Source organism: Mycobacterium sp. 236(2023) (assembly GCF_029623955.1).
Classification (GTDB): Bacteria; Actinomycetota; Actinomycetes; order Mycobacteriales; family Mycobacteriaceae; genus Mycobacterium.
Genome location: NZ_JARSBP010000003.1, coordinates 1,143,753 through 1,169,557, shown reverse-complemented (window position 1 = coordinate 1,169,557; position 25,805 = coordinate 1,143,753). Strand labels below are relative to the sequence as shown.

Annotated in this window: 19 protein-coding genes; 10 read left to right on the top strand and 9 right to left on the bottom strand. The window is 68.3% G+C overall.

Translation table 11 applies throughout. The features are described from left to right. The first annotated feature begins 25 nt into the window (after positions 1–25). Complete coding sequence (locus P9A17_RS16970; protein WP_278039784.1) at positions 26–991, top strand: ABC transporter permease; 966 nt, start codon at positions 26–28, stop codon at positions 989–991. Further along, positions 988–3,186, top strand: coding sequence for an ATP-binding cassette domain-containing protein (locus P9A17_RS16965; RefSeq protein WP_278039783.1), 2,199 nt, complete (start codon positions 988–990; stop codon positions 3,184–3,186). The genes P9A17_RS16970 and P9A17_RS16965 overlap by 4 nt, the downstream gene beginning before the upstream one ends. Here P9A17_RS16965 and P9A17_RS16960 read toward each other — a convergent pair. The 6 genes from P9A17_RS16960 to P9A17_RS16935 form a co-directional block, all read right to left on the bottom strand. Further along, on the bottom strand, positions 3,121–3,618 hold the full coding sequence (locus P9A17_RS16960; RefSeq protein WP_278039782.1) for a carbonic anhydrase: 498 nt from the start codon (positions 3,616–3,618) through the stop codon (positions 3,121–3,123). The genes P9A17_RS16965 and P9A17_RS16960 overlap by 66 nt on opposite strands. 110 nt (positions 3,619–3,728) lie before the next feature. Continuing rightward, entirely contained in the window at positions 3,729–5,654 is a 1,926-nt protein-coding gene (locus P9A17_RS16955) for a glycosyltransferase family 39 protein (protein ID WP_278039781.1), read from the bottom strand. Continuing rightward, positions 5,651–6,934, bottom strand: a complete 1,284-nt coding sequence (locus P9A17_RS16950) for a bifunctional glycosyltransferase family 2/GtrA family protein (protein ID WP_278039780.1) — start codon at positions 6,932–6,934, stop codon at positions 5,651–5,653. Before P9A17_RS16950 ends, P9A17_RS16955 begins: the two co-directional genes overlap by 4 nt. A 20-nt stretch (positions 6,935–6,954) precedes the next feature. Further along, entirely contained in the window at positions 6,955–8,736 is a 1,782-nt protein-coding gene (locus P9A17_RS16945) for a glycosyltransferase family 39 protein (protein WP_278039779.1), read from the bottom strand. Between the two features lie 151 nt (positions 8,737–8,887). After that, positions 8,888–10,492, bottom strand: a complete 1,605-nt coding sequence (locus tag P9A17_RS16940; protein WP_278039778.1) for a HAMP domain-containing sensor histidine kinase — start codon at positions 10,490–10,492, stop codon at positions 8,888–8,890. Next, positions 10,470–11,174, bottom strand: coding sequence for a response regulator transcription factor (locus tag P9A17_RS16935; protein WP_278039894.1), 705 nt, complete (start codon positions 11,172–11,174; stop codon positions 10,470–10,472). The genes P9A17_RS16940 and P9A17_RS16935 overlap by 23 nt, the downstream gene beginning before the upstream one ends. Before the next feature lie 172 nt (positions 11,175–11,346). Here P9A17_RS16935 and P9A17_RS16930 point away from each other — a divergent pair, with 172 nt between their 5' ends. The 5 genes from P9A17_RS16930 to P9A17_RS16910 all read left to right on the top strand — a co-directional run bounded on the left by P9A17_RS16930 (position 11,347) and on the right by P9A17_RS16910 (position 17,324). Further along, on the top strand, positions 11,347–11,862 hold the full coding sequence (locus P9A17_RS16930) for a hypothetical protein (protein ID WP_278039777.1): 516 nt from the start codon (positions 11,347–11,349) through the stop codon (positions 11,860–11,862). Between the two features lie 74 nt (positions 11,863–11,936). Further along, positions 11,937–12,914: an ABC transporter permease gene (locus P9A17_RS16925; RefSeq protein WP_278039776.1), complete on the top strand. Its 978-nt coding sequence runs from the start codon at positions 11,937–11,939 to the stop codon at positions 12,912–12,914. Next, complete coding sequence (locus P9A17_RS16920) at positions 12,911–13,810, top strand: ABC transporter permease (RefSeq protein WP_278039775.1); 900 nt, start codon at positions 12,911–12,913, stop codon at positions 13,808–13,810. The genes P9A17_RS16925 and P9A17_RS16920 overlap by 4 nt, the downstream gene beginning before the upstream one ends. Then, entirely contained in the window at positions 13,807–15,642 is a 1,836-nt protein-coding gene (locus P9A17_RS16915) for an ABC transporter ATP-binding protein (RefSeq protein WP_278039774.1), read from the top strand. The genes P9A17_RS16920 and P9A17_RS16915 overlap by 4 nt, the downstream gene beginning before the upstream one ends. 11 nt (positions 15,643–15,653) lie before the next feature. After that, positions 15,654–17,324: an ABC transporter family substrate-binding protein gene (locus tag P9A17_RS16910; RefSeq protein ID WP_278039773.1), complete on the top strand. Its 1,671-nt coding sequence runs from the start codon at positions 15,654–15,656 to the stop codon at positions 17,322–17,324. On the opposite strand, the gene P9A17_RS16905 is transcribed toward P9A17_RS16910, so the two are convergent. Next, entirely contained in the window at positions 17,314–18,567 is a 1,254-nt protein-coding gene (locus P9A17_RS16905; RefSeq protein WP_278039772.1) for an alpha/beta fold hydrolase, read from the bottom strand. The two genes, P9A17_RS16910 and P9A17_RS16905, sit on opposite strands and share 11 nt — an antisense overlap. Positions 18,568–18,679: 112 nt before the next feature. Between P9A17_RS16905 and P9A17_RS16900 the strand changes: the two genes are divergently transcribed. Both P9A17_RS16900 and P9A17_RS16895 read left to right on the top strand, forming a co-directional pair. Continuing rightward, the gene (locus P9A17_RS16900) at positions 18,680–19,894 is read left to right on the top strand and encodes an acyl-CoA dehydrogenase family protein (protein ID WP_278039771.1); all 1,215 of its coding nucleotides are present in this window, start codon (positions 18,680–18,682) and stop codon (positions 19,892–19,894) included. A 31-nt stretch (positions 19,895–19,925) separates the two neighbouring features. Continuing rightward, positions 19,926–21,281, top strand: coding sequence for an LLM class flavin-dependent oxidoreductase (locus tag P9A17_RS16895; protein ID WP_278039770.1), 1,356 nt, complete (start codon positions 19,926–19,928; stop codon positions 21,279–21,281). Between the two features lie 98 nt (positions 21,282–21,379). On the opposite strand, the gene P9A17_RS16890 is transcribed toward P9A17_RS16895, so the two are convergent. After that, the gene (locus P9A17_RS16890) at positions 21,380–24,034 is read right to left on the bottom strand and encodes an AAA family ATPase (RefSeq protein ID WP_278039769.1); all 2,655 of its coding nucleotides are present in this window, start codon (positions 24,032–24,034) and stop codon (positions 21,380–21,382) included. Beyond that, the gene (locus P9A17_RS16885; RefSeq protein ID WP_278039768.1) at positions 24,031–25,179 is read right to left on the bottom strand and encodes an exonuclease SbcCD subunit D; all 1,149 of its coding nucleotides are present in this window, start codon (positions 25,177–25,179) and stop codon (positions 24,031–24,033) included. Before P9A17_RS16885 ends, P9A17_RS16890 begins: the two co-directional genes overlap by 4 nt. A gap of 104 nt (positions 25,180–25,283) precedes the next feature. Here P9A17_RS16885 and P9A17_RS16880 point away from each other — a divergent pair, with 104 nt between their 5' ends. After that, positions 25,284–25,802: a histidine phosphatase family protein gene (locus P9A17_RS16880; protein WP_278039767.1), complete on the top strand. Its 519-nt coding sequence runs from the start codon at positions 25,284–25,286 to the stop codon at positions 25,800–25,802. Positions 25,803–25,805 lie beyond the last annotated feature (3 nt).

The following is a 25,805-nucleotide window of genomic DNA, read 5'->3' as shown; positions in this document are numbered from 1 at the left end:
CGCGCCGCCCGCTGACACGCCGCCGATGACGCACTACATCGCCGGGCGGCTGGCCGGCGCGGCGATCGTTCTGGTGGTGGTCGCCGCCGCGGTCTTCTGGCTGTTCGAACTGCTTCCCGGCGACGCGGCAACAGTCCTGTTGTCGCGACAGGGTGCCGGTCAGGCCGACCCGCACCAGCTTGCGGCACTCCGGGCCGAGCTCGGCCTCGACCGGCCCGCGATCGAGCGGTTCGTGGAGTGGGCCGCCGGACTGGCGCGCGGCGATCTGGGGGTTTCACTGCTCTCACAGCGACCGGTCGCGGACGTGATGCAGTTCCGGCTGCGGAACTCGATCGCACTGGCCGCGGTCACCCTTGTGGTCCTGATCCCGCTGTCACTGCTGATCGGGCTGACGGCGGGCGCGTTCGCCGGGTCACGCTTCGACAGATTCGTCAGTTCGGTTGCCCTGGCATCGGAGTCGGTGCCCCCGTTCGTCGTCGGCGTCCTGTGTATCTCATGGCTAGCGTTGGGCCTTGGGTGGTTTCCCGCGGTGTCTCTCGTGCCGTCCGGGACCAGTCCTTTCGAACGGCCGGAAGTGCTTGTGCTGCCTGTCGTCTGCCTGCTGTGCGGCCTCGCACCGCACCCCATCCGGATCGCTCGCGCACAGATGACGGACGTCATGCGCAGCGACTACATCCGCGCGGCACGCATCAACGGAATCCCGCGGCACAGGCTCATCCTGCGCCATGCCGCACCCAATGCGCTGTCGGCGGCGGTGCATCCGGTGGCCGGCGCGGTGGTCGGGTTGATCGGCGGGATAGCGATCGTGGAAACGCTGTTCGCCTATCCGGGGCTCGCACACGAATTGCTGCGGGCGATCTCCGCGCGCGACCTGCCTTTCGTCCAGTCCACGGCGGTACTGCTCGCCGCGTTCGGGCTGCTGGCGTATCTGGCGGCCGACATCGTGGCCATGGCACTGACACCGTCCGGCCGAAATGTGCTCGCGCCGTGATCCGCAAAGCATGCCTTCCCGCGCTCGTGCTCGTGATCATGTTGGCGCTCATCGTGTTCGGGCCGTTCGTAGCTCCGTACTCACCGACCGAGGCGCACGGCGTTCCCTTTCAGGGCCCGTCGGCTCACCATCTGCTCGGCACCGACTTCGTCGGTCGCGACGTCCTCTCGCGGGTGCTGCGCGGTGGATACCGACTGGTCATGTTGACCGCGACGGCTCTGACGCTCTCCTACCTCCTGGGCATGACGATCGGGTTGGTCGCGGGAATGCGCAGACGGGCCGACGGCTGGCTGATGCGCCCGGTGGACGCCATGATCGTGCTCCCCTGGTTCCTCGTCGTCGCCGTGATCGCCACCGCCGCCGGCAAAGGGCCCGCGGCGATCGTGCTCGCCACCGCGCTGGTGACGGCGCCCTGGGTGGCGCGGGTCGTGCGAACCACCACCATCGGCCTGCTGTCTACGGGTTACGTCGAATCGGCACGCGCCCGCGGCGAGAGCGACCGGCGGATCGCCGTCGACCAGATCCTGCCCAACCTCCGCCCCGTACTACTGGCCGACGCGGGCATCCGCATGTCTGCCACCGTCGGAATCATCACGGCCAGCAGCTTTCTCGGTCTCGGCACCCACCAACCCGCGCCGGACTGGGCGCTGATGGTCACCGAGAACCGCGCGGGCATCGGCACCGCCCCGCTGTCGGTGGTTGTGCCCGCAGGCCTGATCACCGCACTCGTCGTCGCCCTGAATCTGCTCGCCGACAGGCTCGCCGGGGAGCCCGCACCACCGCCTCCCCGCCGCACGGCTGACATCGCCGCGACGGGGCTGACGGTGACCGGCCCGGACGGGCGGACGATCCTCGACAGCATCGAACTCGACCTGCCCAGCGGTCGCAGCATCGCGATCATCGGACCTTCCGGCGCGGGCAAGACCACACTCGCACTGGCGATCCTGGACGCGTTGCCGACTGATCTGACGCTGCGGGGAAACATCACCCGGCCCGATGCCTTGCGAAAGATCGGCTACGTCCCGCAGGATCCGGCCACCGGATTGAATCCGGCGCTGCGCGTCGGCACGCACATTCGTGAGATCCAGCGAGCGGGCGGCATGTCGGGCGTCGGCGCCATTGCGAGCGCGTTGCGCAGCGTCGACCTGCCATCCGACAGACAGTTCCTGCGCAGATATCCCCACCAGCTCTCGGGTGGGCAGCAGCAGCGGGTCCTCATCGCGCTCGCCGTGCTGCGCCGCCCGGATGTCGTCGTCCTCGACGAGCCGACCACCGGACTCGACGCACACACCGCAGAAATTCTCGTCGACACCCTCCGGCGGTTACGCGCCGAGACGGGCGCCGTGTTCATCGTCATCACCCACGATCTCGCGGCTGTGCGCGGCCTCGTCGACGACGTCGTGACCATCCGGGCAGGCCGGATCGCGGGCACCGAGCCGGCCACCGTCACTCAGACGGTCACGCCGGCACCGGCGGCCACCGGCGTCGATCCGGTGCTTAACGTCACGGCTCTCGCGGCGGGATTCCCCCACGGGAGCGTCGTCCAGATACCCGAATTATCCGTGGGCGCAGGTGAATGCGTCGCTATTGTCGGCCAGTCTGGCGCGGGCAAGACGACTGTCGCCCGATGCCTGGTGGGGCTGCACGAACCCGCTGCCGGGCAGCTCCTGCTCGACGGGCAGCGGCTGGCCGCCAGGGCTGCACATCGCTCCGCCGACCAGCGGCGCGCACTGCAGCTCGTCTTCCAGAATCCGAGGCGGTCGCTGAACCCGCGATGGACCGTCGAACAGGAGGTGACCCGCCCGCTTCGGTTGTTGGACAACATGTCCCGTGGCGACGCCGCGGTGGAGGCGGCGCGACTGCTGCGGCTCGTCGGGCTCGACACGCAGTTGCTCGACCGCCGATCTCCGCAATTGTCCGGCGGGCAGGCGCAGCGCGTTGCGCTGGCACGCGCCCTTGCCGCGCGTCCGCGCATCCTGGTTTGTGACGAGGTCACGTCGTCGCTGGATCCCGAGACTCGCGACGGCATCCTGGACCTGCTCGCCGGATTCGCCGCCGACGGGTTGGGCCTGCTGTTCATCAGCCACGACGAGGCCGCTGTCGCCAGGCTGGCCGACCGGGTGCTCCGGCTACCTGCCGGAGATCACCTCGTCGAGTCGTCCGGTCGCAACGTCGAAGACGAACCCGCGAAGTGATACATGCTTTGTGACGAACGGGCTCGCCTCGATCCGGCGCAAAGACTGACGCACGTCCTCCTCCAGATCCGGGAACGCCTCGGCCGCCCACTCAGGTTTCAGCCCCGTCTCATCCTGGATGCTGCGCTTGAAGTCGTCGTCGGTGAACGTCAGCATGCCGCAGTCGGTGTGGTGGATCAGGATGATCTCCTTTGTGCCCAGCAGACGCTGGCTGATGGCGAGAGACCGGATCTCGTCATCGGTGACCACCCCGCCCGCGTTGCGGATGACGTGCGCCTCGCCGTCGCCGAGCCCGAGGATGCGGTACACGTCGAGCCGCGCGTCCATGCAGGCGACGACCGCGACGTGCTTGCTGGGCGGTAACGGAAGCGGACCCGAGAAGGTCTCGGCGTACTTCTCGTTGTTCTTCAGGTACTCGTCGGTCACGGTCATGGCGCGAGGCTAGGCGTGACAAGCGCCGAAGTCACCACTTCAAATCGGCGGAATTGCATTCCCGCAGCGGAAGTGCGAGTGAGTGCCTGCTGGAATGCAATTCCGGCGGATCACGCTTGTAGGTCGTAGACGGTGGTGCCGCCGACGTCCATCGGCGCGAAGGTCTGCTCCACCCACGCGGTGATCTCGCTCGCCGATCCAGAATCCCGTCCCGGCCCGCCGTGGCCGCCGCCGACGAAGTAGCGGACCTGACCATCAGCCACATAGGCCTGGAACTGCTGCAGCGTCGGCGAGTTGTCCGACCCCGCGAAGCCGCCGATCGCCATCACCGACGCCCCGGTCTCCAGCTCCAGCTCGCCGGCGGTCATCGACCCGATACTGGCTGCTGCCCAACGGTTGTCGGCATCCTTGACGATGTCCTGCAGCTCGGTGTTCTCCGATATCGGCACGCGGGAACTGCCAGGCTCGCCGGGTCCGCCGGGTCCGCCGGGAGGGCCGAATCCGCCGAAGCCACCGTCGCCGGATCCGGCCGGGCCCGACATCGCCATCGGACCGCTGCTGTGCGAGCTCAGCGCCGTCTCCAGGGCGTACGCCGCGGGTGCGGCGACACCGAACAGAACCGCCGCTGCGGCAACCACCGCGGCGGCGCGACCCAGCCTGTGCACACCGACCGCGATGACCGCAGCCACGACGATCGAGCCGACGAGAACCGCCCAGCGCAGCCACGGCTGCCAGTCCGGCGTCCTGCCGAGCAGGATGAACGCCCACACTCCCGTTCCGGCGGACATCACCGCCAGGATCACCCGCGACGCCAGATGGTTTCTACCGCGCCATAATTCGACAACCGAGATGCCTACGAGTGCTGCGATGCCCGGCGCCAGCGCCACGGTGTAGTACGGGTGGATGATGCCGTCCATGAAGCTGAACACGGCACCGGAGACCAGCACCCATCCGCCCCACAGCAGCAAGCTGGCGCGCACGGCACCGGTACGTGCCGTACGCCGGGTGAACCACAGACCCGCCACGAGCCCGATCAGCGCCGCGGGCAGCAGCCACGACGCCTCGGTGCCCATCGATGCTCCGAACAGCCTGCCGATGCCGGGGTCGCCGCCGAAGAACAGGTTGGCTCCCCCACCGGGGCCACCGGGGCCACCTCCCGGAGGGGGACCGCCCCGGCCTCCGCCCGGCATGCCCTCGCCGCCCATCACACGCTGGATTCCGTTGTACCCCAGCGCGAGCTGAATCAGGCTGTTGTCGGTGGAGCCGCCAATGTACGGCCGCGAGCCGGCGGGCCACAGGCTGACCATCGCCAGGAACGATCCCGCGGTCACCACCATGGCGAGAGCCCCGATGAGCAGCTTGCCGATGCGCTGCCACAGGCCGATGGGGGCAGCGACGAGGAACGCCACCGCCAGGCCGGGCATCACCAGGAACGCCTGCAGGAGCTTGGTCAGGAAGGCGAATCCGAGGACCACGCCCACCAACACCATCCAGCGCGTGCCGCCCGTCTGGATGGCCCGCACCATGAAGTAGGCGGCGATCACGAGCAGCAACACCAGCAACGCGTCGGGGTTGTTGTAGCGGAACATCAGCGCCGCCACCGGCGTCACGGCCAGCGCCACTCCCGCGAATAGGCCCGCACCGGGTCCGCTCACCCGTCGCACCGCGGCGAAGAGTACCGCGACCGACGCGACCCCCATCAGGGCCTGCGGCAGCAGCATCGTGAATGGGCTGAAGCCGAAAAGCCTGCCCGACAGCACCATCACCCACAGTGCGGCGGGCGGCTTGTCGACGGTGATCGCGTTGCCGGCATCGAGCGAGCCGAACAGCCACGCCTTCCAATCCTGGGTGCCCGCTTGCGCCGCGGCCGCGTAGTACTGGTTGGCCCACCCCGAGGAGCCGAGCCCCCACAGATAGAGCAGGGCGGTGGCCGCGAGCAGCGCCGCCAGCGCAGGCCACACCCAGCGTGGCTGGGGCGTTGGCGGGACGTCGTGCTCCACGGCGGTGGTCGTGGCCTTGTCAGTGATGACGGTCATCGAATGGCTCCTTCGGTACGACGGGGATGGAACACCCAGCCGCGGAGTAGTACGAAGCGCACCACCGTGGCGAGCAGGTTGGCCGCCACCAGAACGGCCAGCTCGACGAGGTGATGCGGAGAGTCGTTGGTGGCGTGGAGGATTCCCAGCGCACCGCTGGTGATGGTCAGGGCGATGCCGAAGACGATCAGGCCTTCGACGTGGTGGCGGGCCAGCCTTGAGCGTCCACCGACGCCGAACGTGAAGCGGCGGTTGGCCGCCGTGTTACCGATCGCGGTGAGCAGCAGGGCGATCAGGTTGGCCAGCTGCGCGCCTGCCCATCCCTGCATCAGCACGAACAGCGCGACATACGCGGCGGTCGAGCCGATTCCGACGGCACCGAACCGGACCAGCTGCCGCAGCAGCGATCCCGGAGCGGCCGAGTCTCGGGACCGTCCCAGCTGTGCGGCGATGACGTTGACCGGGATCGCTCCGGTGGCGAAGCCGCGCAACAGGCGGCCGATTCCCTTGAGGTCCGCGGCAGCGGTCGTGATGATGTCGACGCGGCTGTCCGGGTCGTCGACCCAGTCCACCGGCACCTCGTGGATGCGCAACCCGATGCGCTCGGCCAACACGAGCAGCTCCGTGTCGAAGAACCAACCGGTGTCCTCGACGTACGGGAGCAGCTGGGCCGCGACGTCGGCGCGGATCGCCTTGAAGCCGCATTGCGCATCGGAAAAGCCGGCGGAGAGCGTGGATTTCAGGATGAAGTTGTAGCAGCGGGAGATGATCTCCCGCTTCGGCCCGCGTTGGACGCGGGCGCCGCGGGCGAGCCTGGTGCCGATCGCGAGGTCCGAGTGACCGGAGATGAGCGGAGCGACGAGCGGGGCGAGCGCGGCGAGATCGGTCGACAGGTCCACATCCATGTAGACGAGCACGGCCGCATCGGAATCCGACCAGACCTGGTGCAGCGCGCGTCCCCGGCCCTTCTCCTCGAGGCGCACGACGCGCACCTCCGTCAGCTCTGCGGCGAGCCGCTGCGCGATCTGCGGGGTGTCGTCGACGCTGGCGTTGTCGGCGATCGTGATCCGCGCGGGCACCGGCACCGACTCACTCAGGTAGCGGTGCAGCCGATGCACCGAATCCGCGAGCGCGGCCTGCTCGTTGTATACGGGCACCACGATGTCGAGCACCGGCGCACCCGTGCCACGCGCGGCGAGGTCGGGGTTGGGACGCGCTCCGAAGGGGCGTTGCACGAGCGGAAGCCCCGGCTCAAGGACGGTGTCTGTCATGACATCCATGCTGGGTCGTGGACGTGTGCTCACCGTGGGCCGGAGCTATGCGCCGGCTGTGAGTCGACGGCCTTCTGAGTCAGGTCGTACACCACGGTGCCGTCGACCGTGATTTCCGGATAACGCGCCTCAACCCAGTCCCGGATCGCGGCGGAGTCGTGGGCGTCGGCACCGTTCTGGTGACCCATCATCGTCGTCGGGCCCACGACGAAATAATGGATGCTGCCCTCGTCGACGTAGCGGACGAATTGAGCCAGCGTCGGCGAGGGGTCGGTACCATTGAACCCGCCGACGGCCATGACCGGCGCACCGGTGGCCAACTGATATCCCGCGGCGTTGTTCGACCCCACAACCGCTGCGGCCCAGGTGAAATCGTCGGCATCCTTGGCCAGCAGGCTGATCAGACCCGGGTGCGGTTGCGGCGCACTCAGCAGCCCGCCACCACTGAAACTGGGACCACCGCGTGACGGACCGACCGACGGCAGGGCACCGGTGTGCGGAGACAACGCAGTCGCGACGGAGAACGCGGCAGGCCCGGCCAGGCATGACACCACCGCCAGACCGGCGACGGTCACTGCCGCCCGTCGCGGGAGCCGGCCGACGACGACAAGCAGTGCCGCCGCGCCCACTCCCCCGACCGCGATGGCAGCCCGCAGCCACGGCATCCAGTCGCCGTGCCTGCCCAGCAGCACCGCTGCCAGAACCGCGGATACCGCGACGACGCTCGCGAGGGTGGTGGCGGCGCGGATGTCGGCGCGCCGCCGCCACAGAAGTGTTGCGCCGATGCCTATTCCGGCCCCGATCGCGGGGGCGAGCGCCACGGTGTAATACGGGTGGACGATGCCGTTCATGTAGCTGAACACCACGGCGGTGACGACGAGCCAACCGCCCCACAGGATCAGCGCGGCCCGGGTCGGATCCGTCCGCGGCCGTCGCCACGTGACGACGAAGCCGCCGGCGATACAGATCAGCGCGGCAGGCAAGAGCCAGGCGATGTCGGCGCCCATGCCGAATCCGAACAGCCGCCCCCAGCCCACGTCGTGGTTGAGGTTGCCGAGTCCACCCGGCTCATTCCCGGTCAGCCTGCCGAACCCGTTGTAGCCCAGCGTGAGTTCGAGGATGCTGTTGGTCTGCGACCCGCCGATGTAGGGCCGCAGTTCTTTGGGCCACAGATCGACGACGAGGACGTACCACCCGGCGGACACCACGACCGCCGCAAGAGCAGCCACACAATCGAGGATGCGGCGTTTCCCTGGGCGTTGTGCCGCAACGAGATACGTCGCGGCGAACGCAGGCAGCACCAGCAGCGCCTGCAGCATCTTTGCGAGGAATCCGAACCCGACCGCGACTCCGGCGGCGATCAGCCACCACCGGCTCGCGTCCTTCTCGCAGGCCCGCTGGGTGCAGTACGCGGCGACCACGAGCAGCAGCACCAGCAGGGCGTCGGGGTTGTTGAACCGGAACATCAACGCGGCAACGGGCGTCAACGCCAGGACCGCACCGGCGAGCAGGCCCGCACCCGGGCCGGCCACCCGTCGCACCGAGGCGAACAGCACCGCGACCGCCGCAACGCCCATCAATGCCTGCGGAACGAGCACGCTCCACGCGTTGACCCCGAACAGGCGCGCCGACACGTCCATCACCCACAGCGCCGCGGGCGGTTTGTCGACCGTGATCGCGTTCGCGCCATCGCTGGACCCGAAGAACATCGCCGTCCAGTTCTGCGACCCCGCTTGCACGGCGGCGGAATAGTACGCGTTGGCCCATCCGCTGGTGCCGAGGTTCCACAGGTAGAGGCCGGCGGTCGCCACGAGCAGCAGGGCCGGCCAGACATACCGCGAATACACAGAGAATCGCGTGGCCGAGGGCTCTGGCGTGCGAGTTTGCTTTCCCCCGCAAGCGGGTGGTGCCCCCAGCTCGGGGGAGATCAGCAGGGTCACCAATCGATCATCGGCGACCCCGCTAGGTGTCCGATTGGCCTCCGCTGTGCCTCGGCTGTGAATCGCCGGGCAGCTTGACGGTGAATTCGGTTCTGCCCGTGACGCTGCGTACATCGATGGTGCCGCCGTGCGCCCGCACCACCGCTGCGACGATGGCCAGCCCCAGCCCGGTGCTGCCGCCTCGTCGCGACCGCGACGTGTCACCGCGGGCGAAGCGCTCGAACACATCGGGCTGCAACCAGGCCGGGATGCCCGGCCCGTCGTCGAGCACGGTCAGGACGGCGTCGCCGGAGTCGGTGGCCGCCAGCGACGCCGTGACCGTCGTGCCGGCCGGGGTGTGCGTGCGCGCGTTGGCGAGCAGATTGGCCAGCACCTGATGCAGACGGGCCTCGTCGCCGATGACCAGCACGGGTTCGTCGGGCAGGTCGAGCTCCCAGATGTGCTCGGGTCCGGCGACGTGGGCATCGCTGACCGTGTCGACGACGAGGCGGGTGAGGTCGACGCTGTCACTCTGCAGAGGCCGGCCGGTGTCGAGGCGGGCGAGCAGCAGCATGTCCTCGACGAGGTGCGTCATCCGCTCGGTTTCGGACTCGACCCGGTCCATCGCGTGTGTCACGTCGTCCGGCAGTTCCGCCTTCTTGCGCTGTGCCAGTTCGGTGTAGCCGCGGATGGCGGCAAGCGGCGTGCGCAATTCGTGGCTGGCGTCGGCGACGAACTGCCGCACCCGTGTCTCACTGGCGTGCCGCGCTGACAGCGCACCGGCGATCCGGTCGAGCATCCGGTTCAGCGCCGACCCGAGTTGGCCGACCTCGGTGTGCGCGGCGGCCGGATCGACCGTGACGATCGGAGTGGGCAATCGCACCTCACCGCGGTCGAGCTCGAGGTCGGCGACCTGCTGGGCTGCTGCGGAAACCCTTGCCAGCGGCGCTAATTGGCGCCGTACGATGACGACGCCCGCCGTTCCCGCACCGACGAGGGCGACGGCGGCGACCACGCAGAAGATCACCACCACCCAGAACAACGTGTCGTCCACATCGGAGGTCGGCAACCCGGCGACCACAACTTCACCGGGCAGGTGGGACGGGAAGGCAACGACGCGGTAGCGACCGAGCCCGTCGAGATCGACCGTCTGCGGTCGTTCGTCGACCGGCACCTCGGCGAGTTGTTGTGCTGCAGCGCTCGATATTTCAGCGCGTGAACCGTCCGAGGTGATCATGCCGGCCTCCTGGGCGTGCCCGCGGTCCACCACCGCACCGACCGTCAGGATGGCTTGACCCGGCGCGTTGAGGAAGGCCGGCCCCGGGCCCTGGCCGTCGCGGATCACCATGCGGGGGCCGTGATCCGGCGGACCGGGCAGGTGCGGGGTACGCATCCCCGGCGGCGCCGGCAGCATTCCCGGCGGTGGCGGCGGCCCGAACTCGAAGATCACCGAGGACCGCCGGCCCGCCTCGACCACCTGCTCGTCGAGCTGGTTCATCAGAAAACGTTGCAGCGCAAACTCTGTCGCGATTCCGATACCGGCGCACACGACGGCCAGCATCACGACCTGGGTGACGATCAGCCGCGTACGCAGCGACCAGCTGCGCGGGGAGAATCGCACGCGCTCAGCGCGTGGGCTTGAGGACATACCCCGCACCGCGCAACGTGTGGATCATGGGTTCGCGTCCGCTGTCGATCTTCTTCCGGAGGTAGGACACGTACAGCTCGACGATGTTCGACCGGCCGCCGAAGTCGTAACTCCAGACCCGGTCGAGGATCTGCGCCTTGCTCAGAACGCGTTTGGCGTTGCGCATCATGAACCGCAGCAGCTCGAATTCCGTTGCGGTGAGCGTGATCAGCTCTCCTGCGCGGGTGACCTCGTGACTGTCCTCGTCGAGCACGAGGTCACCGACGACGATCTTGGCCCCACCCTCTTCGGTCGCCACGCCGGTGCGGCGCAGCAGCGCCCGCAGGCGCAGCACCACCTCCTCGATGCTGAACGGCTTGGTCACGTAGTCGTCGCCGCCCGCAGTCAGGCCTGCGATGCGATCCTCCACCGAGTCTTTCGCCGTCAGCAGCAGCAGTGGAAGCCCGGGGATCTGCTCACGCAGCCTGCGCAGCACCTCCAGCCCGCTCATGTCGGGCAGCATCACGTCGAGCACGACCACATCGGGCGGATTCTCGCGGGCGCTCGCCACCGCCGACGCGCCGTCGCCCGCTGTGGTGATGTCCCAGCCCTCGTAGCGCAGTGCCATCGACACCAGCTCCGCGAGCACCGCCTCGTCGTCGACGACCAGCACGTGGATCGGGCTACCGTCGGCGCGACGCATGACGACCCGGGCGTCGTCCGGGGTGCTCTGCGGGTAGGCCACCGACCCATTATCGACCCGCGCGATGGGTGCCGACTGTGCCGTTCCTATGCGCCAGCTGTGAAGCCCTGATCATATCCAGCGCTGAACCGGCACACAGCGGACACACATGGACACCGGCCATCGTGGCGGCATGAGCACAGACAATCCGTCCGCCGACGACCCCGTCTGGGGCAGCCCCGACCGTCGCCCCTGGGGCCTGCGCGAGACGCTGGTGGCCGTCGGCATTGCCGCCGTCATCGCGGGCCTTGGCGGTGCGGCGATCTACGCGGCGACGGGACATCAGTCGTCGTCACCCTTCGGCGGACCGCCCGGACAGCACCCGATGGGCCCGCCGCCTGCCGGCCTCGCGGCGGGACCGGGCGGTCACAGCAATCATCACGGCCCACCACTGCACGGCCAGGTCGTCGTCAACGATGGCACCGGCGGGTTCGTCACCGTCCTGAGCCAGTCCGGCGCCGTCACGGCGACCACGCCCGATTCCATCACCGTGCGCAGCGCCGACGGCTTCACCCAGACCTGGGCGACGTCGCCCGACCAGGGCTCCAAGTTCGGTATCGACGACAGCGTGTCGGTCCAGGGTGAGCAGGCCGGCAACGCCGCTGTCCCCACCGTCACCGAGGTCCTCGACCCCGGTCAGGCCCGGTGAGAGCGCGCCGCCGCGCTGTAGCAACACACATCTCCTAACCTGGGGCGCATGCAGCCCCGAGGTCGAAGCGCCGGATGACCCGCTTCCTCGCGCGCCGGTTGCTCAACTATGTCGTCTTGCTGGGCCTGGCATCGTTTCTGACGTTCACGCTGACGTCGCTGACTTTCTCCCCGCTCGACAGCCTGCTGGAGCGCAATCCGCGACCACCGCAGGCCGTCATCGACGCCAAAGCCGCCGAACTGAACCTCGACAAGCCGATCCCGATCCGGTACGCCGATTGGGTCGGCGGCGTGGTCCGGGGCGACTTCGGCACCACCGTGGCCGGACAGCCCGTCTCCGACGAATTGTGGCGCCGCATCGGGGTGAGCCTGCGGCTGGTGATCATCGGGTCGATCGTCGGCACGTTTGTCGGTGTCGTCGCCGGAGCGTGGGGTGCGATCCGGCAATACCGGCTCTCCGATCGCGTCATCACCACCCTCGCGCTGCTGACGCTGAGCACGCCGACGTTCGTCATCGCGAACCTGCTGATCCTGGCGGCCCTGCGGGGCAATTCGATCCTCGGCATGCAGGTGTTCGAGTACACCGGCGAGACCTCGACGGACGCGGTCGGAGGCACGCTGAACCAGTTCGTCGACCGTCTGCAGCATCTGGTGCTGCCCACCCTCACGCTGGCGCTCGGCACGATCGCCGGCTTCAGCCGCTATCAGCGCAACGCGATGCTCGACGTGCTCGGCCAGGACTTCATCCGCACTGCCCGGGCCAAGGGCCTGACCCGGCGGCAGGCGCTGTTCAAACACGGCCTGCGCACCGCGCTGATCCCGATGGCGACGCTGTTCGCCTACGGCGTCGGCGGCCTGTTCACCGGCGCGGTGTTCGTCGAGAAGATCTTCGGGTGGCATGGCATCGGTGAATGGTTCGTCCAGGGCATCACCACCCAGGACACCAACATCGTCGTCGCGATCACGGTGTTCACCGGTGCGACCGTTCTGCTGGCCGGGCTGTTGTCCGACGTGCTGTACGCGGCGCTCGATCCTCGGGTGCGCGTGTCGTGACCGTCACCGAGCACGAGTTCGTCTCCCGCCGGACGCTGGTGTGGCGCCGGTTCGTCCGCAACCGGCCCGCGGTGGTGTCGCTGTTCATCCTCGCCGCGCTGTTCATCGCCTGTTACGCGCTGCCGCCGCTACTGCCCTACAGCCACACGGATCTGGACTATTACGCGCTGCAGCAGCCGCCGACGACCACTCACTGGTTCGGCACCAACGCCCTCGGACAAGACATCTTGGCGCAAACGCTGCGCGGGATGCAGAAGTCACTGCTGATCGGTGTGTGCGTGGCCTTCCTGTCGACATTGATCGCCGCCACCGTCGGCGCCGTCGCCGGATATTTCGGGGCGTGGCGCAACACGGCGCTGATGTGGCTCGTGGACCTGCTGCTCGTGATTCCCGGATTCCTCCTCATCGCGATCGTCACACCGCGCATCCGCGATTCCAGTACCGAGCTGTGGCTGATCCTGCTGCTGTCGGCGTTCAGCTGGATGATCAGCGCCCGCATCGTGCGCGGCCTGACCATGAGCCTTCGCGAACGCGAATTCGTCACGGCCGCACGATATATGGGTGTGAGCAACTGGCGGATCATCGTCCGGCACGTCATCCCCAACGCCGCATCGATCCTGATCATCGACACCGCGCTGAACGTCGGGCTGGCGATCCTGGCCGAAACCAGCCTGAGCTTCCTCGGATTCGGCGTGCAACCGCCCGACGTGTCGCTGGGAACGCTGATCGCCGACGGAACCCGGTCGGTGACGACGTTCCCGTGGGTGTTCCTGTTCCCCGCCGGCGTGCTGGTACTGATCGTGTTCTGCGCCAACCTCGTCGGCGACGGTTTGCGCGACGCGCTCGATCCCGGGGTGCGTCCCGCAGGGCGCAGGTTCCGAAAGGGACGCACGTGAGCCTGCTCGAGGTGCGCGGCCTGCACGTCGCCTTCCCCACCGACACTGAACGTATTCCCGCCGTGCGCGGCCTCGACTACCACGTCGACGCCGGTGAGGTCGTCGCTCTGGTCGGGGAATCCGGGGCGGGCAAATCCGCGGGCGCCATGGCCGTCATCGGACTGCTGCCCGAATACGCCGAGGTGTCGGGCTCGGTGCGACTGCATGGTGACGAGCTCATCGGCCTGACCGACCAGCAGATGTCGCGGATCCGGGGCGCCAAGATCGGCACGGTCTTCCAGGATCCGATGTCGGCGCTGACGCCGGTCTACACCGTCGGCGCCCAGATCGCCGAGGCGATCAGGATCCACCAGAAGGGGATCGACGCGCGCGCCGCGCACACCCGCGCCGTCGAATTACTTGAGCTCGTCGGCATCGCCCAACCGGCGCAGCGCGCACGGGCGTTCCCGCACGAGATGTCCGGCGGCGAACGGCAACGCGTCGTCATCGCAATCGCGATCGCCAACGATCCGGACCTGCTGATCTGCGACGAGCCGACGACAGCGCTGGACGTCACGGTGCAGGCGCAGATCCTCGACGTGCTGCGCACCGCGCGCGACGCCACCGGCGCGGGCGTGCTGATCATCACCCACGACCTCGGGGTTGTCGCCGAGTTCGCCGACCGCGCACTGGTGATGTACGCGGGGCGGGCCGTCGAGACAGCCCCCGTCACCGACCTGTACCGCAACCGCAGGATGCCCTACACCGCAGGGCTGCTCGGATCGGTACCGCGCCTCGACGCTGCGCAGGGTTCGCGGTTGGTGCCGATCCCGGGAGCGCCGCCGTCGGTGGCCGCACTGCCGCCGGGCTGCCCCTTCACCCCGCGATGCCCGCTCGCCATCGACGAATGCCACACCGCGGAACCGGAATTGGAACCCGTCGGTCCTGATCACCTCGTGGCGTGCATCCGCAGCGATGAGGTCCGGGGTCGCAGCGCTGCCGACATCTATGGCGTATCGACCGCTCCCCCGGCCGAATCCGCCGCGACCGACGACTCCGTCGTTCTGAAAGTCACCGACCTGAGCAAGACGTACCAACTGACCAAAGGCGTCGTGTTCCGGCGGCGCATCGGCGAGGTCCGCGCCGTCGACGGCATCAGCTTCGAACTCCAGGCGGGCCGCACGCTGGCAATCGTCGGCGAATCAGGTTCGGGCAAGTCGACCACGCTGCACGAGGTGCTGGAGCTGACGGCTCCGCAGGCCGGCAGCATCGAGGTGCTCGGCCGCGATGTCGCCGGATTGGACCGCAGGGGACGGCGTGAGCTGCGCGGTGACCTGCAGGTGGTGTTCCAGGATCCGGTGGCCTCGTTGGATCCCCGATTGCCGGTTTTCGATGTGCTGGCAGAACCCCTGCAGGCCAACGGTTCTTCTGCCGCAGATATCCGCGACCGGGTGGCCGAGCTGCTGACGGTGGTGGGTCTGCGCCGCGAGGACGCCAGCCGTTACCCGGCGGAATTCTCGGGCGGGCAGAAACAGCGCATCGGCATCGCACGGGCACTGGCGCTACGGCCGAAGATCCTCGCCCTCGACGAGCCCGTCTCCGCGTTGGACGTGTCGATCCAGGCGGGTGTCATCAACCTCCTTCTCGACCTGCAGGAGCGGTTCGGGCTGGCCTACCTGTTCGTCTCCCACGATCTGTCCGTGGTGCGCCATCTCGCACATCGGGTCGCGGTCATGCACAAAGGCGTCATCGTCGAGCAGGGCGACGCCGATCAGGTCTTCGACAATCCGCAGCACGACTACACGCGGCGGCTGCTCGCCGCGGTCCCCCTCCCGCAACCCGACCACAGTTAGAGTCAGTCCGCATGAGATACCGAGCGCCCGTGTCACGCCTGTTCGCTGCCGGACTGGCAGCGGTGATGGTCCTCTCCGGATGCTCCAGCGGGGACACCAACGTTCCTTCAGCGGGTGGCAATGCCGAGATCGGCGCGTCCGCCGACATCAACCCGCAGGACCCGGCCACCTTGCAGCAGGGCGGTAACTTTCGGCTCGCGCTGCCGCTCTTCCCCACCAACTTCAACTATCTGCACATCGATGGGAACAACGAATTCGGCAGACCGATGCGGGCAACTATGCCGCGCGCGTTCTTCATCAAGCCTGACGGCGAGATGACGGTCAACACCGACTACTTCACCGACGTCGAGCTCACCAGCACCGACCCGCAGGTCGTCACGTACACGATCAACCCGAAGGCGACATGGTCGGACGGCACTCCGATCACGTGGGAGGACATGGCGTCCCAGATCAACGCGACCAGCGGCAAGGACAAGCGGTTCCTGTTCGCGTCCCCCAACGGCAGCGAGCGCGTCGCCTCCGTCACCAAGGGCGTCGACGACCGGCAGGCTGTCATCACGTTCGCCAGTCATTTCGCCGACTGGCGCGGCATGTTCGCCGGCAACGCCATGCTGTTTCCGAAGTCGATGACGTCGGATCCCGAGGTGTTCAACAAGGGCTTCCTCAACGGTCCGGGGCCGTCGGCGGGCCCGTTCATCATCACGACCGTGGATCGCGGCGCACAGCGAATCGTGTTGACCCGCAACCCCAAATGGTGGGGTACGCCGGCGGTGCTGGATTCCATCACCTACAGCGTGCTCGACGACGCCGCCGTGATTCCCGCACTGGAGAACAACGCGCTCGACGTGGCCAATCTGTTGACGCTGGACGATCTCGAGCGAGCCCGCCGCGCGCAAGGCGTCTCGATCCGGCGCGCACCGGCGCCCAGCTGGAGCCACATGACGTTCAACGGCGCCGAGGGCGCGCTGCTGTCGGATCCCGGCCTGCGCCAGGCGATTGCGAAAGGCATTGACCGGCAGGCGATCGCCGCGGTCACGCAGCGCGGGCTCACAGACAACCCGGCGGCGTTGAACAACCACATCTACCTGGCCGGCCAGGAAGGGTACCAGGACAACAGCATCGGCTTCGACCCCGAGGCCGCCAAGAGCGAACTCGATGCGCTGGGCTGGACGATGAACGGTCAGTTCCGCGAGAAGGATGGGAAACAGCTGACCCTCCGCGACATCTTCTACGACGGGCAGAGCACCCGCGCAACCGGCCAGATCACACAGAATCAGCTGGCGCAGATCGGCGTCAACGTCGAGCTGACCCCCGTCGCGGGCGGTTCCCTGTTCACCGAGTACGTCATTCCCGGCAACTTCGATATCGCCCAATTCGCCTGGGGCGGAGATGCTTTCCCGTTGTCCAGCCTGACCCAGATCTACGCGGCGAACGGAGAGAGCAACTTCGGCAAGATCGGCAGTCCCGAGATCGACGCCAAGATCGAGGAGACGCTCTCAGAGCTCGACCCCTCCAAGGCCCGCGAACTGGCCAACGAACTGGACAAGCTGATCTGGGCCGAGGGTCACAGCCTGCCGCTGGTGCAGTCATCCGGTAATGCCGCTGTGCGAAGCAATCTCGCGAATTACGGACCGACCGGAATCGGCGACCTCAACTATTCGGCGATCGGCTTCATGAAGTAGCGATCTCGCGCACGGCCTTCGGCACAACGCCAGGCACCGCCGATTCCGCGCGGGCGGCCACGGCGATGGCCCGCACCAGCAGCCTGACCGTGAGATTCGCCGGCATCGCGTCGAGTTCCGCGCTGCGCGAAGGGAGTTCGTGGATCTTCCCGTTGCTGACCGCTTTGCAGATCTCCAGCGCCGCCTGCTCGCGGGTGTCGAGAATGCTGTGCCCGGCGGTCGGCAGGTCGACGAGCACCGAATCCGGGATCAATCCGGCGACGCGGCGTGCGATCTCTGGCGGCGTCGTCAGGTCGCGACCCCCGGACAGCACCGCGGTCGGCCACGTGAAGCCCGGCATCGCCGCCGGCAGGTCGTAGGGCTCGGCGACGAATTCCACGTCACCCATGGCCATTTCACGGAAGGCCACCGCAGGGTCGAGTGGACCGCCGTCCGGCACGGCGCCGTAGTTCAGCTCGCGGTAGGCGATGCGCTCCACCAGGTCCGGCTCGTGGTGATACGGGGTTTTGCGCTCAAGGAGTTTGCGGGTGCCGAGGCCGACGGCCGCCCACAGCAGATCGCGGCCGGCCAGGAGCAGGTCCAGCTGACGGCGCAGGACCTCCGGGCCCGCCGCGCCGTACATGTCGCCGATCAGCTGGACGTCCTTCGACGACAGCACGCCGTCGGCGGCGAGCTTGCGCACCCGCGACGCGAGGTCCGCACTTCCCGGCGCACCTTCCCAGAGCACGCGGCGGGTCTCGGCCCGCACGTCGTCGATGTCGTCGGCCGACAGCAGCGGCGAATCGAGGACCATCGCGTGCACTCGCCCCGGGTGGCGCACACCCATGCCCGCGGCCAGGTAGGAGCCGTACGACGTGCCGTAGACGATGGCACGGTCGACCTGGGCGTCATCGAGGACCGCGGCGACGTCGTCCACCGCGGCATCGACGGTCAACGCCTCCGGGGGCAGGTCGGCGCCCCTGTCGTCATGACGAGACAGCCCGACGCCGCGGTGTTCGATCATGATGAGGTCGAGGCCGGAGACCGCGGCGCGCCGCCGGAACGCCCGGTAGAGCGCGATCGAGGCCGCCCCGGGGCCACCGGGGATGACGACCAGCGGGCGGGCTGATTTCCGGCCCGTGCGCACGTAGAAGACGTCGAATCGCTCGTTCCCGCCCGGGCGGATCGGCCTGCGGACCGGTCGCACACCCGGCAGCGCCGCGAGCTTGTCGTGAGCCCGCCGGCGTCTGGCATTCATCGTCATCACGCTCATTGTGCCCCGCGGCGGCGGTGCCGGGCACCCCGTGCGTCGTCGGTTCGGTTCGGGGTGATCCAAAGCAGTGCGTCCGGCCACCGCCGGTCAGTACAACCGAGCCATGACCTCAGTGGACCACGTCACGCCGCTCCTGCCGGGCTCCCCCGAATTCGCCGACCTGCTCAGCCAGATCAGCGCCGGCGCCAAGGACCGAGACCTCAACGACCAGAATCCTTTTGACCAGGTGATCGCCCTCAAACGTGCCGGCTTCGGCACGCTGCGGCTGCCTGCCGGCTTCGGCGGGCCCGGGCTCACCGTCGCGCAGCTGTTCTCGGCCGTCATCGATGTCGCGCGGGCGGATCCCATTGTGGCGCACATCTTCCGGACCCATTTCTGGTTCGCCGAGGAGCGCCTGCGCACCGCGGACACCCGGAATTCACAGGAATGGCTACGGAAAATCGCCGCAGGAAGCCTGTTCGGCAACGCGTTCAGCGAGAAGGGTTCCCATGCGGTCGGCAGCCTGGTGTTCAACACGCGCCTGCTGCCGACAGGCCCCGGCGAGTACCGGCTCGACGGCGAGAAGTACTACAGCACCGGCACCCTGTTCTCCGACTACCTGACGGTCACCGCGACGACCGACCACGACTCCGTGGCGAATGTCGTCGTTCCTGTGAACCGGGAGGGTGTGCGCATCGTCGACGACTGGGACGGCTTCGGCCAGCGCAGGACGGGCACGGGGACCACGACGTTCACCGATGTGGCGGTCTCACAGGACGAGGTGCTCAGCGACACCTCCTACGACGCCGAGCCGGTGCCGACGGTGCAGTACGCCGCGCTGCAGCTCTACATCCACGCGGTGGTCGCCGGGATCCTGGAGTCGGTGGTCGACGACGGGGTCGCGCTCCTGCGATCCCGGGATCGCAGCTTCAGCCATGCGCTGGCCGAACGCCCGACCGACGACCCGCTGCTGCAGCGACAGCTCGGCGAGCTGGCGAGCACCGCGTACGTCGCCAGGGCGGTGGTCCTCGACGCTGCCGGCGCGATCGGCGAGGCGACGGCGTCGGAACACCGTGGTGTGCCGGACGCCGACCTGGCCGCCGAGGCGCAGCTGAAGGTCGCCAAGGCAAAGGTTCATCTCGACGACGTCGCACCGCAGGCCGCGACGAGGCTGCTGGAGTTGGGCGGGGCGAGCGCGGCGAGCCGCAAGCTGAACCTCGACCGGCACTGGCGCAACATCCGCACCATCACGTTGCACAACCCGGTGGCCTACAAGGCCCGGGTGATCGGCCAGAACCTGTTGCACGGCACCGAAATCCCCGCGAACGCGTACTTCTGAGCCCAACCACCCTGAACGGAGACACCCGACCATGGCTCGACAGCTTCACCTCGGCGGATTCCAGATCGCGTCGCAGGTCACCCACTCGCACGCCGCGTGGCGCCACCCGGCCAGCGACACCCGCTTCACGACGCCGGACTACTACCACCGCATCGGACGCATTCTGGAGCGGGGCAAGTTCGACTTCGTCTTCTTCGCCGACCTGCTCGCCGCACCGGGCCGGTTCGGTGACGACATCACCGAGCCGCTGCGCCGCGGGACGCAGGCCACCGCGACGCTCGATCCGTCGATCGTCGCGGCCAGCATCGGGGCGGTCACATCCAAGCTGGGCGTCGCGATCACCAAGTCCGCCACGTACTTCCACCCCTACGAGCTGGCCCGCATCTTCGCCAGCCTGGACCACATCACCCAGGGCCGGGTCGCGTGGAACATCGTGACGTCGCTGTCGCAGGGCGAGGCGCAGAACTTCGGTCACACCGAGCACCTCGACCACGAGTTCCGCTACCAGCGGGCCGACGAGTTCGTGCGCACGACGCTGGAGCTGTGGTCGAGCTGGGATCCCGATGCTCTGGTTCTGGACAAGACCGAGGGTATCTTCGCCGATCCCAACCGAATTCACCGCGTCGAGCATGACGGCGAGTACTTCCGCACCCGAGGGCCGCTGAACGTGCCGCATTCTCCGCAGGGTCGGCCGGTGCTGATCCAAGCGGGGGCGTCGGCGACGGGCAAGGATTTCGCGGCGCGGTGGGCGGAGGCGATCTTCGAGATCGATCCGACGCCAGAGGGCCGCCGCGCCTACTACGACGACGTGAAGTCGCGGGCGTCCGACCTCGGGCGAGATCCCGATCAGGTGTTGATCTTCCCTGCGTTCATTCCGTTCATCGGCGAGACAGAGTCGATCGCACGGGAGAAGCAGGCATTCCACAACGAGCTTGCCGACCCCATCTCCGGGCTGATCACGCTGTCGGTCCACACGGATCACGACTTCTCGCAGTACGACCTGGACGCCCCGGTCGAGGATGTGACGGTATCCGGTACGCAGGGGCTATTCGACACCGCGCGCCGGGTCGCCAACCGCGACAACCTCACGCTGCGCGACATCGGCAAGTGGTACGCCCAAGGTGTGCTGCTGCCGCAGTTCGTCGGAACCGCGGAGCAGGTCGCCGATCAGATCGAGGAGTCGTTCGTCGCGGGCGAGGCCGACGGCTTCATCGTGTCTGCGGCCCAGACACCCGGCACCTTCAACGATTTCGTCGACGCGGTGGTGCCGGAACTGCAGCGGCGCGGCCTGTTCCGCACCGAGTACACCGGATCCACGTTGCGGGACCATCTCGGTCTGAAACAACCCGCTTTCGACGCTCCGGCACGGCTGCAGTCGGTGAGCTGAGCGCACTCGGCGGCCGCGAGCGCGACGTTTCGCACGGGCCGCGGCGGCGTGTTGCTGTACAGACACGCGCGCTCGCGGTGCAGGCGGGCCCGCAGCCGTCAGCCGGCGATCAGCTCGATGTGTGCAGCGCTGCGCACGTCCGCGTAGCGCTGCGGGCTGCACGTCAGGATGATCACCTGACCGTCGCCTGCGACGGCGTCGAACACCTCGGCCATCTTCGTCAACCGCTCCGCATCGGTGAAGCCCAGCGCGTCGTCGATGACCACCGGAACACTGTCCTCCTTGGCGACCAGCACCGCCCCGGCCAGCCGCGCGACGATGCCCAGCTGCTCCTTGGCTCCACCGGACAGCGAGTCGTACGGCACGGTGCGGCCGGACAGGGTGCGGGTGCCGATGCACAGCGCGCTGTCGACATCGACCTCGAAACTCTCGCCGAACACGATGCGCCCCAGGCGTTCCACCTCACTGCGGAACGGGTCGACGTAGCGCTGCCGCATCGCGTCGCGATGCCTGCCCATGACCGACCGGAGCAATTCCGCGGCGCGGGCCCGCCGCTGGACCCGCACGTAGTCGGCCTCGGCACGCTCGCGCTCGGTCTCGGCGGCGTCGAGGTTGCCTTTGCGGCCCTGGGTGCCGAACACCGTGAGCTGCGCCGCCACGTCGCGCAGCGAGTCGGCGACGGCGTCGTGCCGTGCCGCGACAGCTGCCGCATCACGGGACGCCTGGGCGAGCGCTGTCTCGACCTCGTCGGGCAGGTGCTCCGCGAGTTGGGCGTCGAGCCGGGCGACGACGTTCTGTGCCGCCACCGCCGCCTCGTCATCGGCTTCGGCCTTGACTGCGAGGGCGTCGTCGGTGACCGTGGCGCGCTGGTCGTCCAGACGCTGCGCGGCGGCCGCGAGTTCGAGCTGCGCGGCAGCCAACTTCTCCATCACGCGGGCGGCATGCAGTTCGCGCTGGGCCAGTAGCTTGCCGGCTTCGTCGGCGACCTTGGTGTGAATGTCGCAGTCCCGCTTGGCTTCCTGATGCGCGGCGGTGGCTTCGACAAGTTCGAGCCGCTGCGCAGCGGGGTCCAGCGCCCCGTCGGCATCTGTTTCGAAGAGGCCTTGTGCGGCCGGCAGCCGCGCTTCGATAGCGGCCAGCTGTGCACGCACATCGTCGAAGGAATCGTCGGCGGTCAGCTCATCGAGAACGGCACGCACACGTTGGCGGGATGCGCGCAGCTCATGCCGACGTCGATCCAGCGCCCTCGCGGCCTCCACGTCGCCGACACCGGCCTGCTTCAGCGCCTCGGCCAGGACAGCCGTTGCGGTGTCGAGCTTGGCCTGAGTCGCGGTGGTCGACGCTCCGGGGGTGACCCGCATCGACAACACCCCGGGTACGTCGACACCGGTGGCCGCGGTGACTCCGCCAGACCAGGTGTCCCCTGCTCGCAGCGTCACCGTCTCGCCACCGACCATGACCTCGACGTCGGCTGCGGCCAGCAACTCGATATGAGCCGAGGCCTGCTCGACGGCGACGGCTGCGCGGTCGACGACGACAGTGGCCTCCTCGATGGCCGTCATCAGTGCCGGCGTCAACGTGATTCCGTTGAGCTCGTGCTGCACGATGGCCAGCTCGCGCTCGTTGCGTTCGACCCTGGCGAGCCAACCGGTCAGCCGGTCGGCATCCTCACGATCGCGCAGCCGCTGAACCTCGGCGCGCGCCGCGTCGACCCGCTCCCGCCCGGCGGCCAGTGTTGCCCTGGCCTGTGCGGCCGTTGCGTCGGCCGCCGTCTTCATCTCGACCGCGGTGTCGAAAGCTTCGACGGCGTCGTCCGATTCACGCTGCAGCCGGGCGATGGTCGCAGTGCGCTCCTCGATCTCCGCGCGGGCGCGGCGCCGGTCGGTGAGCGCCGTGCGCGACGCAACCTGGGTGGCGGTGGCGGCATTCCCGCGCACGATGGCCTGATCGAGTTCCACCCGCAGCGCGGCGACGGCTTTGGCCGCTTTGTCCGTCTCGGCGAGTCGTGTTGCAGCACAATCGCTCTCTTCGGCAAGGCCGGCAAGTTCGACCGTCAGCGCGGCGTGCCGCCGCACCGCCTCGTCGACCTCAGCGACCGCCGCCGCGCAGCGCGCCACCTCTTCGTCGGCGGCGCGCAGACGTGCCGTGGCGGCGGCCCACTCCCCGGTGGCCCGCCCGGTCGCCGTGAAGTAGCGCCGATACTCCGCGTCGATCTTGTCGATGAGCAAGGCATCCACCGCGCCACCCGGCGCCGGGTCGTCGTCGACGGCGCCCGCCGCCACGTCGAGCGCACGCGACAACGCGTCACAACCCGACAGATCCGCTGCCGTCGTCGGCGCCGACTGCATCACCCGCTGCGCCTGCCACAGATCCAGGTCGACGGTCTCGGCGAGCATCGCCCGCACCCGTTCGTGCGCCTCGTCTCCGGTGAGCTGCATGCGCTTGGGAGCCAGCACCGTCAACTCGGTCTCGGGCCTCTTGTGGAACCGCTTACGATAGACGAAATGGTAAGGGCCGGCGGAGATCTCGGCTGTCACCTCGGCACCCACGTCGGCGTGGGTGGGCTTGACCTGTTTGACCTCTTTCTTCGACGACCGGTCCTTGGACTCGAGGAGCAGGTCGAGCGCTTCGAGCATCGACGACTTGCCGACCTCGTTGGCGCCGCTGACGACAACCACCCCGCGGTCGGGAAACTCGATGTCGCGGTGGGAGATTCCGCGGTAGTTCGTCAGCACCAACCGATGCAGCTTCATGCCGCGCCTCCTTCCGCGAGTCGCAGCAGCAACGCCAGCGCGGCGCGTGCGTCGTCGCCCTCGTCACCGGCGACACGCGCCGTGGCGACGAGCTCGTCGACGGCGGCCGCGGCGAACCCGCCGATGCCCAGGTCGTCGAACTCACCGTCGGCGGGCATCACCGCGATGTCGGTTTCTTTGTCCCAGGGCACCAGCGCCGCGAACAACCGCGCATAGCGATCCAGGCAGGCATCCAGCGCCGCGCGGTCGGTGACCGTCAACGAACCCGTGAGGCCGAGCCGGATGACGGTACGTTCCTTGTCCGTCATCTGGTCGAGGTTGATGTCGAGGTCGGCGACATCGCGCGTGTTGTCCACCGTGTGCCTCAGCGACATGAACCGCCACGCACCGACGCGGTGCGCATCGACACGGACAGGCCGGGCGTCGTCGGATTCGTCGATGTCGACGGCGAGCACATGCCCCGGATCGGGTTCGATGTCGTCGTAGTTGGTGACCTCGGGCGAGCCCGAGTACCAGATGCGGCCGGTCGATCCGACGCTCATCCGAGAGTGCTTGTCCCCCAATGCGACATAGTGCACGGCGCCACGCCTGATGGCCCCCTCGACTGCTCCGAGCCCGATCAGCGACGGGCGGTCCTTGTCCGGGACGAGGATGTCGACGGCGCCGTGCCCGACGAGGATCCGGGTGGTCCCGTCGGCCGGCAGCGCATCGACGACGTCGGCGACGAGGTCGGTGGTCGGGGCTTTCGAGTACCACGGCGCGGCGACCAGTTGCAGGCCCGGCCGGACGTCGTGCACACCGGGACGATCGAGCACGATCACGTTGTCGGGCCGCTCGGAGGTGAACAGCGCGCTCGTGTAGACCGACGACGCATCGAGCGGGTCGTGGTTGCCCGGCAGCAGGTACACCGGCACCGTGATGGCGCGCATGGCCTCCAGCGCGGTGCTGACCTCACGCGGGGCGAGTTGATTGTGTTCGAACACGTCCCCGGCGACGACGACGAACTCGGCGCCGGTATCGGCGGCCAGCGTGCCGAGTGCAACCACCGCACCCCGGCGCGCGGCCGAATACCTCGGCTGCGCATCCCCGTTGAGGTAATGACGGGTCATTCCGAGCTGCCAGTCAGCCGTGTGCAGGAATCGCATGTCAACCCGTCCTTCCCAGTCGGTTTCCTTGAGGGCACAGCTACTGTAGGTCCGCCCTCCGACAAGTCCGTGGACGTGCACCGGCATGCCCTACGGTTAATGGGATGAGCGACCGATACCGCACACTGCTGCTGCTGCGTCACGCCAAATCCGACTATCCGGACGGCGTGTCCGATCACGACCGCCCGCTGGCGTCGCGAGGTGTCAGGGAGGGCACACTGGCCGGCGACTGGATCAGGGAGAACATCGCAACCGTGGATGCGGTGTTGTGCTCCACGGCCACCCGCACGCGACAGACATTGGAACGCACCGGAATCACCGCGCCGGTACAGTTCGTCGACCGGATCTACGACGCGACGCCCGGCATCGTCATCGAAGAGATCAACGGCGTGCAGTCGCGGTTCGACGGCGAGGTGTCCACCCTGCTCGTCGTCGGCCACGAACCGGTGATGTCGTCGCTGGCGCTGGGTCTCGCCGACGAAGAATCCAGCAACGGCGCTGCCGCCCAGCAGATTTCGGGGAAGTACCCGACGTCGTCGATCGCGGTGCTGCGCTCGACCGCGCCGTGGGATCAGTGGGCGTTACGGGGCACCGAACTCGTGGACTTCCATACCGCGCGCTGAAAG